General features: G+C 62.3%; 16 protein-coding genes. 13 read left to right on the forward strand and 3 right to left on the reverse strand.

Annotation, left to right across the window (positions count from 1 at the left end; genetic code table 11):
- Positions 1 to 209 precede the first annotated feature (209 nt).
- From P0D84_RS19910 to hslU, 7 genes are all read left to right on the forward strand, one after another.
- Entirely contained in the window at positions 210 to 932 is a 723-nt protein-coding gene (locus P0D84_RS19910) for a DUF484 family protein (RefSeq protein ID WP_408339176.1), read from the forward strand.
- A 27-nt stretch (positions 933 to 959) separates the two neighbouring features.
- Entirely contained in the window at positions 960 to 1,883 is a 924-nt protein-coding gene (gene xerC / locus P0D84_RS19915) for a tyrosine recombinase XerC (RefSeq protein WP_408339177.1), read from the forward strand.
- 99 nt (positions 1,884 to 1,982) lie between these two features.
- On the forward strand, positions 1,983 to 3,185 hold the full coding sequence (locus P0D84_RS19920; RefSeq protein ID WP_408339179.1) for a class I SAM-dependent rRNA methyltransferase: 1,203 nt from the start codon (positions 1,983 to 1,985) through the stop codon (positions 3,183 to 3,185).
- A 294-nt stretch (positions 3,186 to 3,479) separates the two neighbouring features.
- On the forward strand, positions 3,480 to 4,583 hold the full coding sequence (locus tag P0D84_RS19925) for a CobW family GTP-binding protein (protein ID WP_408339181.1): 1,104 nt from the start codon (positions 3,480 to 3,482) through the stop codon (positions 4,581 to 4,583).
- A gap of 663 nt (positions 4,584 to 5,246) precedes the next feature.
- Complete coding sequence (gene dksA / locus P0D84_RS19930) at positions 5,247 to 5,666, forward strand: RNA polymerase-binding protein DksA (protein ID WP_012431412.1); 420 nt, start codon at positions 5,247 to 5,249, stop codon at positions 5,664 to 5,666.
- A gap of 309 nt (positions 5,667 to 5,975) precedes the next feature.
- Positions 5,976 to 6,512, forward strand: a complete 537-nt coding sequence (hslV, locus tag P0D84_RS19935; RefSeq protein ID WP_408339183.1) for an ATP-dependent protease subunit HslV — start codon at positions 5,976 to 5,978, stop codon at positions 6,510 to 6,512.
- A 9-nt stretch (positions 6,513 to 6,521) separates the two neighbouring features.
- Positions 6,522 to 7,868: an ATP-dependent protease ATPase subunit HslU gene (gene hslU, locus P0D84_RS19940; RefSeq protein WP_408339185.1), complete on the forward strand. Its 1,347-nt coding sequence runs from the start codon at positions 6,522 to 6,524 to the stop codon at positions 7,866 to 7,868.
- 203 nt (positions 7,869 to 8,071) lie between these two features.
- On the opposite strand, the gene P0D84_RS19945 is transcribed toward hslU, so the two are convergent.
- Together P0D84_RS19945 and P0D84_RS19950 are read right to left on the reverse strand one after the other, a co-directional pair.
- On the reverse strand, positions 8,072 to 8,614 hold the full coding sequence (locus P0D84_RS19945; RefSeq protein ID WP_408339187.1) for a response regulator transcription factor: 543 nt from the start codon (positions 8,612 to 8,614) through the stop codon (positions 8,072 to 8,074).
- Positions 8,611 to 9,921, reverse strand: coding sequence for an ATP-binding protein (locus P0D84_RS19950; RefSeq protein ID WP_408339189.1), 1,311 nt, complete (start codon positions 9,919 to 9,921; stop codon positions 8,611 to 8,613). The genes P0D84_RS19945 and P0D84_RS19950 overlap by 4 nt, the downstream gene beginning before the upstream one ends.
- A 130-nt stretch (positions 9,922 to 10,051) precedes the next feature.
- Here P0D84_RS19950 and P0D84_RS19955 point away from each other — a divergent pair, with 130 nt between their 5' ends.
- The gene (locus P0D84_RS19955) at positions 10,052 to 11,689 is read left to right on the forward strand and encodes a tetratricopeptide repeat protein (RefSeq protein WP_408339191.1); all 1,638 of its coding nucleotides are present in this window, start codon (positions 10,052 to 10,054) and stop codon (positions 11,687 to 11,689) included.
- 144 nt (positions 11,690 to 11,833) lie between these two features.
- Here P0D84_RS19955 and P0D84_RS19960 read toward each other — a convergent pair whose 3' ends face one another.
- Positions 11,834 to 12,058: a cysteine-rich CWC family protein gene (locus P0D84_RS19960; protein ID WP_408339193.1), complete on the reverse strand. Its 225-nt coding sequence runs from the start codon at positions 12,056 to 12,058 to the stop codon at positions 11,834 to 11,836.
- Between the two features lie 264 nt (positions 12,059 to 12,322).
- On the opposite strand from P0D84_RS19960, the gene argB reads away from it, so the two are divergent.
- The 5 genes from argB (at position 12,323) to metW (ending at position 16,994) form a co-directional block, all read left to right on the forward strand.
- Positions 12,323 to 13,222 (forward strand): acetylglutamate kinase, encoded by a 900-nt coding sequence (gene argB, locus P0D84_RS19965; protein WP_408215308.1) that lies wholly within the window; start codon positions 12,323 to 12,325, stop codon positions 13,220 to 13,222.
- 254 nt (positions 13,223 to 13,476) lie between these two features.
- Complete coding sequence (locus P0D84_RS19970) at positions 13,477 to 14,280, forward strand: pyrimidine 5'-nucleotidase (RefSeq protein ID WP_408339195.1); 804 nt, start codon at positions 13,477 to 13,479, stop codon at positions 14,278 to 14,280.
- On the forward strand, positions 14,247 to 14,948 hold the full coding sequence (gene slmA / locus P0D84_RS19975) for a nucleoid occlusion factor SlmA (protein WP_408339197.1): 702 nt from the start codon (positions 14,247 to 14,249) through the stop codon (positions 14,946 to 14,948). The genes P0D84_RS19970 and slmA overlap by 34 nt, the downstream gene beginning before the upstream one ends.
- A gap of 295 nt (positions 14,949 to 15,243) precedes the next feature.
- Positions 15,244 to 16,389, forward strand: a complete 1,146-nt coding sequence (metX, locus tag P0D84_RS19980) for a homoserine O-succinyltransferase MetX (protein WP_408339199.1) — start codon at positions 15,244 to 15,246, stop codon at positions 16,387 to 16,389.
- Entirely contained in the window at positions 16,386 to 16,994 is a 609-nt protein-coding gene (gene metW / locus P0D84_RS19985; RefSeq protein WP_120297324.1) for a methionine biosynthesis protein MetW, read from the forward strand. Before metX ends, metW begins: the two co-directional genes overlap by 4 nt.
- Position 16,995 lies beyond the last annotated feature (1 nt).

Below are 16,995 nucleotides of genomic sequence, written 5' to 3' on the forward strand. Positions count from 1 at the left end.
CGGCCGGTGAAGTACCACACATGTGGCCTGTGCGAGGTCTCGAATAGGCCGAGGAATGGCCTGGTGAAGAGGCCCAATGAACAGGCCAATGAGCAAGCCAACGAAGAAGCCGATGAAGAGCCGGACAATGCGGCTTTTTCACCGGCCGACCAAACTCATGACCGTTGCGGCGCCCGAAGGCGCCGTCCCGTAGTCCTTTAGCCGAAACCATGAACGATCGCGAAGTCGCCGAATATCTGCTCGCCACCCCCGAATTTTTCGCCGAACACGCGGAAATGCTCGCGACGATCCGGCTTGCGAACCCGCACGGCAAAGCGGCGGTGTCGCTGCAGGAGCGGCAGATGGAAATGCTGCGCGACAAGAACAAGCATCTCGAACGGCGTCTGGCCGAGTTGCTGCGCTACGGTCACGAAAACGACAGCATCGCCTCGAAATTCAATCGCTGGACCATCCGCGTGATGGCCGAGCGCGATCCATACGCGCTGCCGCGCACGATTTCGAACGCTTTGCACGATATTTTCGACGTGCCGCAAGCCGCGCTGCGCGTTTGGGACGTCGCCGAGCCGTATGCGCAGGCCGAGTTCGCGCGCCATGTCGGCGAGGAAGTGCGAATCTTCGCGAACAGCCTCACCACGCCGTACTGTGGCGCGAACACCGGCTTCGAAGCGGCACAGTGGCTGGTGCCGGCGGTGGCATCCGTGAGCGGCGACGGATCCGCGGGCGCTACGGGCGGCGAGTCCGCGCACGCCACCGAATCGATTGCGTTGCTCGCGCTGCGCGACCCCGAAGGTAAGGAAGAAGCGCCCACCTTCGGCCTGCTGGTGATGGGTTCGGCCGACGCGCGCCGCTTTCACGACGGCATGGCAACCGATTTCCTGACGCAGATCGGCGCGTTGGCGAGCGCGGCGCTGAGCCGCCTGCTGCCGCGCTGAGCCGCCGAGCCCATACATAAGGCCACCGTGACCGAAGCCGAGCCGATCGCCGCCTACCTGTCGAATCTCGAACATGAGCGGCGACTGTCGGCGCATACGCTGCGCGGCTACACCCACGAACTCGAAGAGCTCAAGCTGCTGGCCAAAGGCCGGCCGCTCGAAAGCCTCACCGCCGTCGATATTCGCGGCGCGGTTTCGCGGGCGCATGCCGGCGGCCTGACGGCGCGCTCGATCAGCCATCGGCTGTCGTGCTGGCGAGCGTTCTACCGCTGGTTCGCGGGCCGCGTCGATCTGCCGGCCAATCCGGTCGCCACCGTACGGGCGCCGAAACAGCAGAAAGCACTGCCGAAAGCGCTTTCCGTCGACGACGCCACGCGTCTGATGGAAAGCCCGCCCGCCGCGACGCCCGAAGGTCTGCGCGATCACGCGATGCTCGAATTGTTCTACTCGTCGGGCCTGCGGCTGTCCGAACTGGTCGGCCTCGACGCCCGTTTCGCCGATGCCGAGGGCTACCGCTCCGCGGGCTGGCTCAAGCTCGACTCCGCCGAAGTCCAAGTGCTCGGCAAAGGCAACCGGCGCCGCATCGTGCCAGTCGGCAGCAAAGCGATCGACGCCTTGAACGCGTGGCTCGCGGTGCGCGACCAGATGGTCAGACACGATCCGCATCCGCTGTTTCTCTCGGCACGCGGCAATCGCTTGTCGCCGAATGTCGTGCGTGATCGTGTGAAGCGCGCGGCGCTGGTCGCCGGCATTCCCGCCAATGTGCACCCGCACGTGCTGCGGCATTCGTTCGCCACCCACGTGCTGCAATCGAGCGGCGACCTGCGGGCCGTGCAGGAACTGCTCGGGCACGCCAGCATCACCGCCACGCAGGTCTACACCGCGCTCGATTTCCAGCATCTCGCGCACGTCTACGATCAGGCGCATCCGCGCGCCAAAAAACGCGACTGATTCCGCTCGTTTGCTTTTTGCGGTTTGCAGTCTCCGCCTTCGCTTCACCCGCCGCGTGCTTCTTTGTCTACACGGCCCACTGCTCCTGCTGACACCCTGATGAATACCGTTACGCTCAAACCGTCGAAAGAAAAATCGCTGCTGCGCCGCCATCCGTGGGTCTATGCCAACGCGATCGACCGCGTCGACGGCAATCCCGCCGCCGGCGCGACCGTACTGGTGCGCGCGCACGACGGCCGCTTCCTCGCGCGCGCGGCCTACAGCCCGCATTCGCAGATTCGCGCCCGCGTGTGGAGTTTCGACGAAGCCGAGCCGATCGATCACGCGTTCTTCAAGCGCCGCGTGCAGCGCGCCTTGGCACATCGTCAAACGATGGTGCACGACACCGGCGCCGTGCGGCTGATTTTCGGCGAAGCGGACGGCCTGCCTGGTCTGATCGTCGATCACTACGTGGCCGAGGACGAAGGCCAGCGCAGCCAGCTGGTGTGCCAGTTCATGGCGACGGGCGTCGAAGCATGGAAGGAAGCGATCGTCGCCGCGCTGGTCGGCGCAACGGGCTGCCCGAACGTCTACGAGCGCTCGGACGTGTCGATCCGTCAGAAGGAAGGGCTCGAACAGATCACCGGCGTGCTGGCGGGTGAAGCGCCGTCGGATGCGCTGATCGCGAGCGAAAACGGCGTGCGTTACCACGTCGACGTCCGTAACGGCCACAAAACCGGCTTCTACGTTGATCAGCGCGACAACCGCCTGCTGGTGCAGGAGTTGGCGAAAGATCGCGACGTGCTGAACTGCTTCTGCTACACCGGCGGCTTTTCGCTGGCGGCATTGAAAGGCGGGGCGAAGCGCGTGGTGTCGATCGATTCGTCGGGCGACGCGCTCGCGATCGCGCAACAGAACGTGGCCGCCAACGGTTTCGACGCCGAGCGCGCCACCTGGCTCGATGCCGACGCGTTCAAAACCCTGCGCCGCCTCTACGACGAAGGCGAACGCTTCGACCTGGTCGTGCTCGATCCGCCGAAATTCGCGCCGTCGCGTGAACACGTGGACCGCGCCTCGCGCGCCTATAAGGACATCAATCTGACCGGCATGAAGCTGCTGCGCCCAGGCGGCCTGCTGTTCACCTATTCATGCTCTGGCGCGATCGACTCCGAGCTGTTCCAGAAGATCGTGTCCGGCGCGGCGGCCGATGCGCGCGTCGATGCGCGAATTCTCAAGCGCCTCGGCGCCGGGGTCGACCACCCGCTGCTCACCGCATTCCCCGAAGGCGAATACCTGAAAGGCCTGCTGTTGCAAATTGCCTGATCGCCCATAGTTTCAGGGTCATTTCCCACGGGCCGCGGAGGGGTTCGTACCTACCGCAGCGCCGGTTTGACAGATATGTTTCAATATCCGGCTAGATCGGGCCGCGCGCCGTCAGGCTGCCGCGCCCGGCAAAGCGGATTCGCAGACGCATTTCCTGCATGCTTGCGCGCTGCAGATCCCGCGCTGCACATTTCGCGCGGCAAGTTCGCTCTTTAGATTCGCGCGTTAAGTTCGCACTTAAATTCGCGCTTAGATTCGATTACGCACAGACTCACGTACATACAGGCGACCAACATGATCCCAGTCACCATCCTGACCGGCTTTCTCGGCAGCGGCAAAACCACCCTGCTCAAGCGCATCCTGAACGAAAAGCACGGCATGAAGATCGCCGTGATCGAGAACGAGTTCGGCGAAGAGAACATCGACAACGAAATCCTCGTGCAAGACACGAGCGAACAGATCATCCAGATGAGCAACGGCTGCATCTGCTGCACGATCCGCGGCGACCTCTCGCGTGTGCTGGGCGATCTGGCGGCGAAGAAGCAGTCCGGCGAACTGGATTTTGATCGCGTCGTGATCGAAACCACCGGCCTCGCGAATCCGGGCCCGGTCGCGCAGACCTTCTTCATGGACGACCAGATCGCCAACGAATTCCTGCTCGACGCGATCATCACGCTGGTCGACGCGAAGCACGCGAATCATCAGTTGGACGAACACGAAGTGGTGCAGCGCCAGGTCGGCTTCGCCGATCGCCTGTTCATCACGAAGTCCGATACGGTCGACGAAAAACATGTGGAGGATCTGCGCCACCGTCTGTTGCACATGAACCCGCGGGCGGCGATCAAGATCGTCAACTTCGGCGAAGCGGACATCAAGGAAATCTTCGACCTGCGCGGCTTCAACCTGAATTCGAAACTCGAAATCGATCCGGACTTTCTCGCCGAAGACGAACACGCGCACAGCCACGCCCACGCGCATGACGAGCACGGCCACACCCATGCCGACCACGAAGGTCACGATCACGAAAACTGCGATCACGACCACGGCAAGTGCGACCACGAAGGTCACGACCATGCGCATCACCATCACGCGCACCACGACGACAAGATCAAATCGTTCGTCTACCGCAGCGACCGCCCGTTCGATCCGAACAAGCTCGAAGACTTCCTCGGCGGCATTCTGCAGATCTACGGCGAGCGCCTGTTGCGCTATAAGGGCGTGCTGTATATGAAGGGCGTCGACCGGAAGGTGGTGTTCCAGGGCGTGCATCAGATGATGGGCAGCGACCTGGCGGCGAAGTGGCAGCCAATCGAGAAGAAGACCAACAAGATGGTGTTCATCGGCATCGAACTGCCGCAAGACCTGATCACCGACGGCCTGGACGCCTGTCTGGCGTAAATGTCATGGGGCGCATGCCGTGCAATTCGCACGGCATGCTGCATGCTGCGTGCTGTGTGCTGTAACCGCGATCGAGCGAACGAGCGGGCGGACGCGCCCAGAAGCAAATCATCTGCAGAATGCGCCGCAGCGCGGCCGAAAGCCTGCTGAAATGTCGGCTATGTGAAAAGCACGTGAAAACCCTGCTGTATTAAAGCGTGCACGACCATCGCTTTTTGGTCGTTCGCGCGTTATATTTTCGGGATATCTGCGCTTGATGCGGGATTTTCACCAGTTGCGGTGCTGGATTGTGATTCAGTTACAATACGTGCCCACTGGAGAATGACAACGAATTGCCCGGTCAGCGCGTATCCCGCGCAGGGCCTGAATTGGCGCCGGAAAATCTTGTCCGGAATCACGCCGACAATGCCGGCCGGCACAGCTGATAAGGCGCGCTGCCGGCAAGCAATGCCTCAGGAGCATTTGAGAATCGGTTTCCAGAGGAGTTCGGCCCCGCATTGGCGTAGCGACGCCCCGGCGTGTGGGCGCCAGGCGCTTCGGCGTCACGACAGTCCACCGTCCGTGCCCGCCCTGGCGCTCCGCGTCCTCGAGGCGCCTTTGCGGGCAATACGAAAGTGCGGGCACTATGTAAGAGTTCTGCCTCACATTGAAGAAGCAAGCCAGATGACGACGAAACGACTCTTGACCGAAGCCGAAATCCTGAAGATGAGCGACAAGGATTACATGAATGAGGATCAGCTCGCCTTCTTCAAGAACAAGCTCGAACAGCTGCAAGCGGACATTCTTCGCAATGCCGGCCAGACGACCGAGAACCTGCGCGAAACAGTCATCGTGCCGGACCCGGCCGACCGCGCAACGATCGAGGAAGAGCATGCGCTCGAACTGCGCACGCGCGACCGCGAGCGCAAGCTGCTGAAGAAGGTGCAGCAATCGATCGCGCGCATCGATTCGGGCGACTACGGCTGGTGCGAAGAAACCGGCGAGCCGATTGGCATCCCGCGTCTGCTCGCACGGCCCACGGCCACCCTGTCGCTCGAAGCGCAGGAACGCCGCGAACTGCGCCAGAAGCTGTTCGGCGACTGAACGCCTGCGGCGCGGCTTCGGCTCCGCGCCCTTTTAAGCTGCTTCGTCGAGAGGCGCACGGTGATCTGTGCGCCTTTTTTCTTTTGTGCGCCCTTCCGCACAGTTCCCCGCGCCGAATCCCGTGTTTTTGTCTTATGCCATTTGCCGGCTCTTGATATGACCGCGCACGCCCTAAAATAAGTCGGACATGCGTTGCACGAGCGCGCGCCGGCCGGTTGATCGTTTCAGCGTTGCGCGCCGTCCGCTTCCAGGATTCATGCGGTGGTGCTGCGCCACCGCGTCCTACCCGTTTTGCAAAGAGGAACGCATATGGAGCAATTTCACGGCACGACGATCGTTTCCGTGCGCCGAGGCGACAAGGTCGCGTTGGGCGGCGACGGCCAGGTGACGCTGGGCAATATCGTCATGAAAGGCGGTGCGAAGAAAGTCCGGCGCATCTATAACGGCAAGGTGCTGGTCGGCTTTGCCGGCGGCACGGCCGACGCCTTTTCGCTGCTCGACCGCTTCGAAGCGAAGCTGGAAAAACATCAGGGCAATCTGACCCGCGCCGCCGTAGAACTGGCCAAAGACTGGCGCACCGACCGCATGCTGCGCCGCCTCGAAGCAATGCTGATCGCCGCGGATGCCACCACCACCCTCGTCATCACCGGTAACGGCGACGTGCTCGATCCGGAAGGCGGCATCTGCGCGATCGGTTCCGGCGGCGCTTACGCGCAAGCTGCTGCAAAGGCGCTCACTGACAACACCGAGATGTCGCCGCGCGAAATCGTGGAGAAGTCGCTGGAGATTGCCGGCGACATGTGCATCTATACGAACCACAACCGCGTCATCGAGACGATCGAGTAAGGACCCACGATGAGCACCATGACCCCTGCCGAGATCGTCTCGGAACTCGACAAACACATCATCGGCCAAGGCCGCGCGAAGAAAGCGGTTGCCGTGGCCTTGCGCAACCGCTGGCGCCGTCAGCAGGTTGAAGACCCGCTGCGTCAGGAAATCACGCCGAAGAACATTCTGATGATCGGACCGACCGGCGTCGGCAAAACTGAAATCGCGCGGCGTCTGGCGAAACTGGCCGACGCGCCGTTCATCAAGATCGAAGCCACCAAGTTCACTGAAGTCGGTTATGTCGGCCGCGACGTCGACAGCATCGTGCGCGATCTGATCGAAATCTCGGTCAAGCAGACGCGCGAGACGGAAATGCGCAAAGTGCGAACCAAGGCGGAAGATCAGGCCGAAGACCGCATTCTGGACATCCTGTTGCCGAGCGCACGACCGGTTGGTTTCGGTGCGAGCTCGAGCGCGGCGGATACCGTCGACGAAGGCAGCACCACGCGTCAGACTTTCCGCAAGCGTCTGCGCGAAGGCCTGCTCGACGACAAGGAAATCGAACTCGACGTCGAACAGCCGCAAGTCGGCATGGACATCATGGGGCCGCCGGGCATGGAAGACATGACCGAGCAGATTCGCTCGATGTTCGCAAACATCGGCGGCGGCAAGAAAACGCGCCGCAAGCTGAAGGTAAAGGAAGCGCTCAAGGTCCTCACCGACGAAGAAGCCGGCAAGATGCTGAACGACGAAGAGGTGAAAGCCAAGGCGGTGCAGAACGTCGAACAGAACGGTATCGTGTTTCTCGACGAAATCGACAAGATCGCGTCGCGCAACGAAGCCGGCGGTGGCGAGGTGTCGCGCCAGGGCGTGCAGCGCGATCTGCTGCCGCTCGTCGAAGGCACCACGATCAACACCAAGTACGGCATGGTGAAGACCGATCACATTCTGTTCATCGCGAGCGGCGCGTTTCATCTGGCCAAGCCGAGTGATCTGATTCCGGAGCTGCAAGGCCGCTTCCCGATTCGGGTCGAACTGGATTCGCTGTCGGTGGGTGATTTCGAATCGATTCTGGTGTCGACCGACGCGAGCCTCGTCAAGCAATACCAGGCACTGCTGGCCACGGAAGACGTGCACCTCGAGTTCGCCGACGACGGCATTCGACGTATGGCCGAAATCGCGTACTCGGTCAACGAGAAGACCGAAAACATCGGTGCGCGCCGCCTGTACACGGTGATCGAAAAACTGCTCGAAGATGTCTCGTTCGCGGCCGGCAATCACTCGGGCAAGACGGTGCAGATCGACGCGGCGTATGTCGATCGCGCGCTGAACGAAGTGGCGGAAGACGAGGACCTGTCGCGCTACGTGCTGTGATGTCGGTGTCGGTGTCGTCGATGCCGATGCCGATGCCGGCGTTGACGCTGATGTCAACGTCGATACCAATGCCGCGTTAAAGCCACATACCTCGCACGTGGCCGGCCATGCTTAAGGCGTAAAAAACGGGCTGTCTTGTGAAAGACAGCCCGTTTCGCTTTCCTGCCCGCAAGTGCAAGCAGCGCCCAGGCGAGACCAATTGCTTACTGCCTGACCGGCCGCTTCGCCAACTTCCGCTGCAGCGTTCGACGATGCATGTTCAACGCGCGCGCAGTGGCCGAAATATTGCCACCGTGCTCCGCGAGCACGCGCTGAATATGCTCCCACTCCAGGCGCGCAACCGACAACGGCGTGGGATGCTCAATCGCTTCTTCAGCTTGCAACGCGCTCGCCTCGCTTTGCAGCGCCGACAAAATCGTCTCGACATTGGCAGGCTTTGCCAGGTAGTTATCGGCACCGTCTTTCACCGCCTGCACCGCCGTGGCGATGCTGGCATAACCGGTCAACACCAGCATGCGCGCGTCAGGCTGCAAATCACGCAAAGGGGCAACCAGCGTAAGACCGGAGTCGTTGCCGAGATGCAGGTCTACCGTGATCTGGCCGAACTTCTGCTGGTTCGCCAACTTAATCGCTTCAGCCGCGTTGTGCGCTTCGGCCACCGTATACCCGCGCCGCGTCAAACCGCGGGCGAGGATACCGGAGAACACCTCGTCGTCGTCGATCACCAGAAAATTCATATCGCTCATGCCTGTTTCTCCGTGTTGGATGGCGAAGTGCCTTGACGGCCCGCACCTGATAATTTTCGCCCAGCGAGCGGCAGTCTCAACACTGCACGCGTGCCACGCGGTCTGATCTCGCTGACATCGTTCAGCTCGATCGATCCCTTCAGACGTGCCGCCGCTGAAAATGCCAGATATAGGCCCACGCCGTGCCCACCCTGTGTGCTGTCCACTGGCATCGTGCCGAGCGACCCGCGCAACGCAGCCGGGATACCAGGGCCCGCGTCACATACTTCGAATACAACCTGGTCGCCGCGCGCCGAGAGCCTGCACGACAGCGTCACGTGATCGCGACTCGCACGCGCGGCGTTGTCGAGCAGAATCGTGAGAATCTGACTGACGGCAACCGTATCGTCAAGACTGACACCCGCGGGCGGCACACCGATCCGCTCGAACTTCACATGCGGATGACGCAAGCGCCATTGCTCGCCGAACGACTCGAGCCATTCGCTGACCGTTTGCCGGGTGGTCGTTGTCGATGCACGGCTGCGCAGTCGCGCAAGCGCCGATGTACACAGCGTCATTTGCTGTTCGAGCAACTCCAGATCGGCGCTGTACGGCGCCAGTCCCTTATCGGTTCGCGCGGCGTCGCGCAATTCTTCGGACAACATGGCAATTGTAGACAGCGGCGTGCCGATTTCGTGCGCGACAGTGGCGGCCTGCACGCCGAGCGCGACAGCGCGTTCGTCGTGAAGCAAGCGCTGCTGCGCGTCTCCGAGCGCTGCGTCACGTAGCCGCAGCGCGCGTGACATGCGTGCGACGAACCACGCAATCAGGCCGACGCTGACCATGAAGTTCACCCACATGCCGGCACGATAGTAGTCGAACAGGTTCGCCGGGTTGTCGAGATTCAGCGGCACGGAATCGAAACCGAGCACGGCATAGCAGGCCACGGCGAATGCGGCGAGCCACGCCATCAGATGCCATGGCAACACGGCCGCGGCAATCGCGAGCGAGGGCAGGTACAGCGAAACGAATGGGTTGTTGGTCCCACCGGAGAGGAACAGCAGCGCCGACAACGCGCCGAGGTCGACCCAGATCTGGCCGAACAGCTCGAGATTGGACTCGAGCCGCTGCTGCGAAACACGCCACCACGTAAGTCCGTTGAAAACCACCTCGAGGCTGATCACGAGCAACATCGCAGGCAACGGCAGATGCACGCCGATGAAGATCTGCACGAATGCGATCGTCATCAGCTGGCCGATGATGGCGAGGCTACGTAGCCAGAACAGATTACTGAGGTTGACCCGGCCGGTGTTGGTTATACGATGCATGACTTTTAGTTTACCTGTTCGGACTAGTCCGACTTACCTCGCGGCTTAGCGCCGGTAACATGGCATTTTTGCGACAGCTTTGCATAGACCGATCGCTTATCACCGGTTCTTGCACCATCCAAACCCATCCATGCTGCCCACCTCTGATAGCGCAACCCCCGCCTCGTCAGCTTTCCTGACTTTTCTGCGACACGCCGCCGCAGCCCGGCAAAATGGCACCGCGGAAGCGGAGGCCAGTTGGCTCGATGCCGCCGCGCAATTCCACGCACTCGAAGACGCGTCAATCGATTCGCTCATTGCTGCGCTTCTCGAGCAACACTGTCACAACGACGCGATCGAACTCGCCGCCATTATTGCCCAACTCGATCCGGATCGCGCTCTTGCGCACTTCCGTTTCGGCTACGCGCTGCAGATGGCAAACCGGCATGGCGAAGCAATCGCGGCCTATCGTCGCGCGCTCGCCATCGATCCGACACTGCCGCAGTTGCGCAACAATCTCGCCGGCGCCCTTACGCTCACTGGTGGCGACCTGAACGAGCAGCTCGCTCTACTGGAAAGTGCGGTTCATGACGAACCCGACCACGGCGACGCGTGGACAAATCTCACTCAGGCAAGCCGCGTCAATTTGAATCTCTCGCGCGCGCTCGAAGCCGGCGCAAGAGCCGTGCAATGCGCGCCGCATAGCCCGCTAGCCCATAACAACTATGCGCTGGCGCTGCGTGAAGCGCAACGCTGGGCCGAAGCGGAGCACGCCGAAAGAACCGCCTGTGCATTAGCGCCCAACAACGCGACCATGCGCTCGAATCTCGGCATGCTGCTCCTGATGCGCGGCAATTACGCGCACGGCTGGCAAGCTCACGAGGCGCGTTGGGATGGCTCGCTCGAGTTGGGCGGAAACCGTCCGGCGATGCCGGCGCCGACCTGGCAAGGTGAGCCGCTCGCAGGCAAAACGCTGTTGGTGTGGGGTGAACAGGGCATGGGCGACGTGCTGCAGTTCAGCCGCTATATCCCTCTGCTGGCCGAACGTGTTCATCGCGAAGGCGGTCGTCTCGTGTGGAACTCATTTCCGCAAATGGGGGCGTTCCTCGCCCGCAGCCTCGGCGCTCATGTGAATGACTATTCGGCCGGTGGCGGCGTCGAATCTCTGCCGCCGTTCGACTACGAAATCCCATTACTCAGCCTGCCCTTGCTATTCGACACGCGCGAAGAGACCATCCCCGCCGCGACGCCGTATTTGCGTCCGGATGCGGCAGCCAGTGCGTCATGGCAGCAGAGGCTTGCCGGCGAAGCGAGGCTCAAAGTCGGACTCACATGGACCGGCAGCCCCGGCCATCAGCGCAATCCATTCCGGCGCGTGGGTTGGGAACGCTACGCGGCACATTTCGGCGGCATGCAAGATGTGGCGTTCTATTCGTTGCAACCAGGTGCCGAGGCGGACGTCGCGGCGGCCCAGGCGGCCGGTCTGCCGATGTCGGACTTCACCGCCGAATTCTCCACCTTCGACGACACGGCCGCGTTTGTCAGCGCGCTCGATCTCGTCATTACCGTTTGCACATCCGTGGCGCATTTGAGCGGCGCGCTCGGCCAGCGCACCTGGGTGCTGCTCGACGTCAATCCGCATTGGGTCTGGCTGCTCGACCGGCCCGACAGCCCGTGGTATCCGAGCGCGACCCTCTACCGGCAGCCACGGTTCAGGGAATGGAACCCGGCGCTGGAAGCAGTCGCACGTGATTTGAGGGCACTCGCGGGCCGGCAACGCACGGCATAGATCACCACCGCATTGTTGAAGCCGTACGGCGTTCAGGGCGCTTGGGTTTCCGGGTTTCCGGGTTTCCGGGTTTCCGGGTTTCCGGGTTTCCGGGTTTCCGGGTTTCCAGGTTTCCGGGTTTCTACGTTTCCGCGTTTCTACACTTCACAGCGAACCGACTCCCGACGCCGGTTGCACGGCTCGCGCGATCTCCGCCGCGAGACATTCAGGACACAGGCAACGGCCGGACGGATCGAGCCGGTCTGCCGGCATAGCCGGCATCTCACGGCACCAGCAGTCAAACGGCACCCCATGCATGGCGCAATCGAATGCATGACCGCAACGCGGACAAAGCGCGCTACTTTGGGATCGGGAAGCTGACGATTTCATAACGGGCCGGGTGGTCTCGCTTCAGCCTGAACCCAGAAATGATGCCACGACTGGCGCGCCGCCGTGAGTCGGCCATACGGCCGATTTACCGGCCTGTCCGATCGGCGGTACGCTCGATTGTCGGCCGGCGCTTGCGCCCGTCATTGCGCAGTGCGCAAAGCCCGCGCCGGCCGCCATCGGCGGCGGGATCGAAAACCCTGTTGCAGCGCGCCAGTCCTGTACAATTCGCGCTGTTTTAACTGTTCCGTGCCTGAGCCTGCCGCCATGTCCGAGCTTCCTGACCTTTCGCAGATCGCGCCCACCCTGAAGGCTGAAATCCTGGCCGAGGCGCTCCCCTATATTCGCCAGTATCACGGTAAGACCGTCGTCATCAAATACGGCGGCAACGCCATGACTGAAGAGCGGCTGAAGCAAGGCTTCGCGCGCGACGTAATTTTGCTGAAGCTGGTCGGTATCAATCCGGTCATCGTGCACGGCGGCGGTCCGCAAATCGACCAGGCGCTGAAGAAGATCGGCAAACAGGGCACGTTCATTCAGGGCATGCGCGTCACCGACGAAGAGACGATGGAAGTCGTCGAATGGGTGCTCGGCGGCGAAGTTCAGCAAGATATCGTCACGCTGATCAACCATTTCGGCGGCCACGCGGTCGGCCTGACCGGCAAAGACGGCGGCCTGATCCACGCGCGCAAAATGCAGATGCCGGATCGCGACAATCCGGGCCAGTACCTCGATATCGGCCAGGTGGGCGAAGTCGAGGCGATCAATCCGGCGGTCGTGAAGGCGCTGCAAGACGACGCGTTCATTCCGGTGATCTCGCCGATCGGCTTCGGCGAAGACGGCCTGTCGTACAACATCAATGCGGATCTGGTCGCGGGCAAACTGGCGGTCGTGCTGAACGCCGAAAAGCTCGTGATCATGACCAACATCCCAGGCGTGATGGATAAGGAAGGCAATCTGCTGACCGATCTGTCAGCGCGCGAAATCGACGGCCTGTTCGCGGACGGCACGATCTCCGGCGGCATGCTGCCGAAAATCTCGTCGGCGCTGGATGCAGCCAAGAGCGGCGTGCGTTCCGTCCACATCATCGACGGCCGCATCGAGCACTCGGTGCTGCTGGAAATTCTCACCGAACAGCCGTTCGGCACGATGATCCGCTCGCATTGATTCCTGCCTCAAACCCGGCACATACGGCACGCTTGCCCGGCGTGTCATGTGTGCCGTGCAGTACCGCTGCTGTCTTCGCGGGTTCCTGCATGCCCGGCGCGGGCTCACGCCACGGCGAACCACAGCGCGGCAGCCCACAGCGCGCCGCCCTCTCGCGCCAGCAAGCTCTCCCCTCTTTCACCGTCATCCGCACCGCGAATCCTCCGCGTCCGCTGCGTGATGCGACTGCTCGCGCCTGAACGGCGTCTTTCATCATGCGCACTCCCACTTCCCGACGCCGTCGTCCGCACATCGCAGGCGGCAGTCCGGTCTGGCTGTTCGATCTCGACAACACGTTGCACCACGCGTCGCACGCGATCTTCCCGGCGATCAATCGGGGGATGACGCAATACATCATCGACGCATTGCAGGTCGATATCGACGAAGCCAACCGCCTGCGCACCGGCTACACGCAACGCTACGGCGCGGCGCTGCTCGGTCTGGCGCGCCACCATCCGCTCGATCCGAACGACTTCCTGAAAGTCGTCCATACGTTCCCCGATCTCGGTTCGATGATCCGTCACGAACGCGGTGTCGCGCGTCTGGTTGCCGCGCTGCCCGGTCGCAAGATCGTGCTGACCAATGCGCCCGAGGCCTATGCGCGCGCGGTGTTGGCGGAGCTGCGCATCGAGCGGCTGTTCGAACAGGTGATTGCGATCGAACATATGCGCGATCGCCGCCACTGGCGCGCCAAACCCGACCATTCGATGCTGCGCCGGGCGATGCGCGACGCGCACGTTTCCCTCAAGGACGTGATCCTCGTGGAAGACACGCGCTCGCATCTGAAGAACTACCGGCGGCTCGGCATCCGTACCGTGTGGATCACCGGCCATCTGCCGCGCAAACCGCATGCGGACGGCGTGCCGACGCGTCTGCCGGGCACCGGCCGGCCGCATTATGTCGACCGAAGCATTCGTTCGTTAAAATCGCTACGACTGGGCACCCGCTCGGTTCGATTGAAGGGACAGCAGACGGGACGACAGCCATGCAGCCGATCGACAAACCTGACGAAGCCGTAGCCGAACACGAACCCACGCCGCCGCCCGCCGCGTCGCGCGCGACTCGCCTGAAGCCGGGCGAGCGTCGCGTGCACATCCTGCAGACGCTTGCCGCCATGCTGGAAGCGCCGAAAAACGAAAAGATCACCACGGCGGCCCTCGCCGCCCAGCTCGGCGTCTCGGAAGCCGCGCTGTACCGTCATTTCGCCAGCAAGGCGCAAATGTTCGAAGGGCTCATCGAGTTCATCGAGCAGACCCTCTTCGGCCTGATCAACCAGATCGCCGACAAGGAGAGCAACGGCGTCCTGCAAGCCCGCGCGATCGCGCTGATGCTGCTCAACTTCCCAGAGAAGAATCCCGGCATGACGCGCGTGCTGACCTGCGAGGCGCTGGTCGGCGAGCACGAACGGCTGACCGAGCGGGTCACTCAGATGCTGGAGCGGGTCGAGGCGTCGTTGAAACAGTGTTTGCGGCTGGCTCAGATGGAAGCAAGCGAAAGCGCGGGGGACAACGCGAGCCCGAGCGCCAATGTGCATGCTGCGCCGCTGCCCGCCGCCTACGATCCCGCGATCCGCGCGAGCCTGCTGCTGAGTTACATCATCGGCCGCTGGCATCGGTATGTGCGCAGCGGCTTTGTGCGGCCGCCCGCCGAACACGCCGATGCACAACTGCTGCTGATTCTTCAGTAGTCCGCGCGGCATGGTAGCTCGCAGAGCCGCCCGCGACGCTGCCGCATGAAATTTTCCGCTATACTTTGCGCCTGACTACGGACGCTCGCACCATCTGAGACCGCAGTCCAGAGCACCTTGAACACCTATCACGCGCCGATTTGCTGACTCGATTGCGGGCGCGCGAACTGCCGGGAATGTCTCCCGCGGTTCATTACAAATGCGGCTAAAGAGGTCGTCAGCCGCGCACACTGTTTCTCCTCCGTGCTTTGCCGACGCCATCTAGCCGCCCTGTTTTCGTTAAACGGCGGAATGAATGGAATCGATCGGTATCGTCGCTCCCCAAAAAATGCATTTCACCGAGCCGCTGCTCATGCAGAACGGCAGCTCGCTGGCCGGTTACGATCTGATGGTCGAAACCTACGGCACGCTCAACGCCGCGCGCAGCAATGCCGTGCTGGTGTGCCACGCGCTCAATGCGTCGCACCATGTGGCGGGCGTGTATGCGGACAATCCGAAGGACATCGGCTGGTGGGACAACATGGTCGGTCCGGGCAAACCGCTCGACACCAACAAGTTCTTCGTGATTGGCGTGAACAATCTGGGCTCGTGCTTCGGCTCGACCGGCCCGATGAGTATCGATCCGGCGACGGGCACGCCGTACGGCGCGACCTTTCCTGTCGTCACGGTTGAAGATTGGGTGAACGCGCAGGCGCGCGTCGCCGATGAGTTCGGCATCACGCGTTTTGCCGCCGTGATGGGCGGCAGCCTCGGCGGCATGCAGGCGCTCGCGTGGAGCATGATGTATCCGGAGCGCGTGGGCCATTGCATCGTGGTTGCGTCCACGCCGAAACTGTCGGCGCAGAACATCGCGTTCAACGAGGTGGCGCGCTCGGCGATCCTGTCGGACCCCGACTTCCACGGCGGCAACTACTACGCGCACAACGTCAAGCCGAAGCGCGGCTTACGCGTCGCACGGATGATCGGCCACATCACCTATTTGTCGGACGACGACATGGCCGAGAAATTCGGCCGCTCGTTGCGCCGCGCGGAAGGCGCATTGGACGCGTACAACTTCAACTTCGACGTGGAATTCGAAGTGGAGTCGTACCTGCGCTACCAGGGCGACAAATTCGCCGACTACTTCGACGCGAACACTTATCTGCTGATCACGCGCGCGCTCGACTATTTCGATCCCGCCAAAGCCTTCGACGGCGATCTGACCGCCGCTGTCGCGCACACCACGGCGAAATACCTGATCGCCAGCTTCTCGACCGACTGGCGTTTCGCGCCGGCCCGCTCACGCGAACTGGTGAAGGCGCTGCTCGACCACAAGCGCACGGTGACCTACGCGGAAATCGACGCGCCACACGGCCACGACGCTTTTCTGCTCGACGACGCGCGTTATCACAACCTGATGCGCGCCTATTACGAACGTATTGCGAACGAGGTGAACGCATGAACCAGCGAGCACTCGATTACCTGGCGCTACGCCCGGACTTCCGCGCGATCGCCCGTTGGGTCGAACCGCGCGCCACCGTGCTCGACCTGGGTTGCGGCGACGGCTCGCTGTTGTCGCTGCTGACGGAAGAACTGGACGTGCAGGGTTACGGCATCGAGATCAACGACGCCGGCGTACTGGCGTCGACGCAAAACGGCGTCAATGTGATCCAGCAGAATCTGGAAGACGGCCTGCGGCTGTTCGAAGACAGCAGCTTCGACTTCGCGGTTCTGTCGCAAACGCTTCAAACCATTCATCAGACGGCGGCCATCCTGCGCGAGACGGTGCGCGTGGGCAAGGAATGCATCGTGTCGTTCCCGAATTTCGGCTACTGGGCGCACCGGCTTTCCGTCCTGCAGGGTCGCATGCCGGTGTCGAAGTCGCTGCCTTATCAGTGGCACAACACGCCGAACGTGCGGGTGCTCACCATCAAGGATTTCGAAGCGCTGGCTCCGGAAGTCGGCATTGAAATTCTCGACCGCGTGGTGCTTCACGACGGCCAGGTGGTGCGGTGGGGGGTGAACTGGCGTGGTAGTCTTGCGGTCTATCGCGTCAAGAAAAGCTAAC

This window comes from Paraburkholderia sp. RL17-337-BIB-A, from assembly GCF_046025895.1.
Lineage (GTDB): Bacteria > Pseudomonadota > Gammaproteobacteria > Burkholderiales > Burkholderiaceae > Paraburkholderia > Paraburkholderia fungorum_C.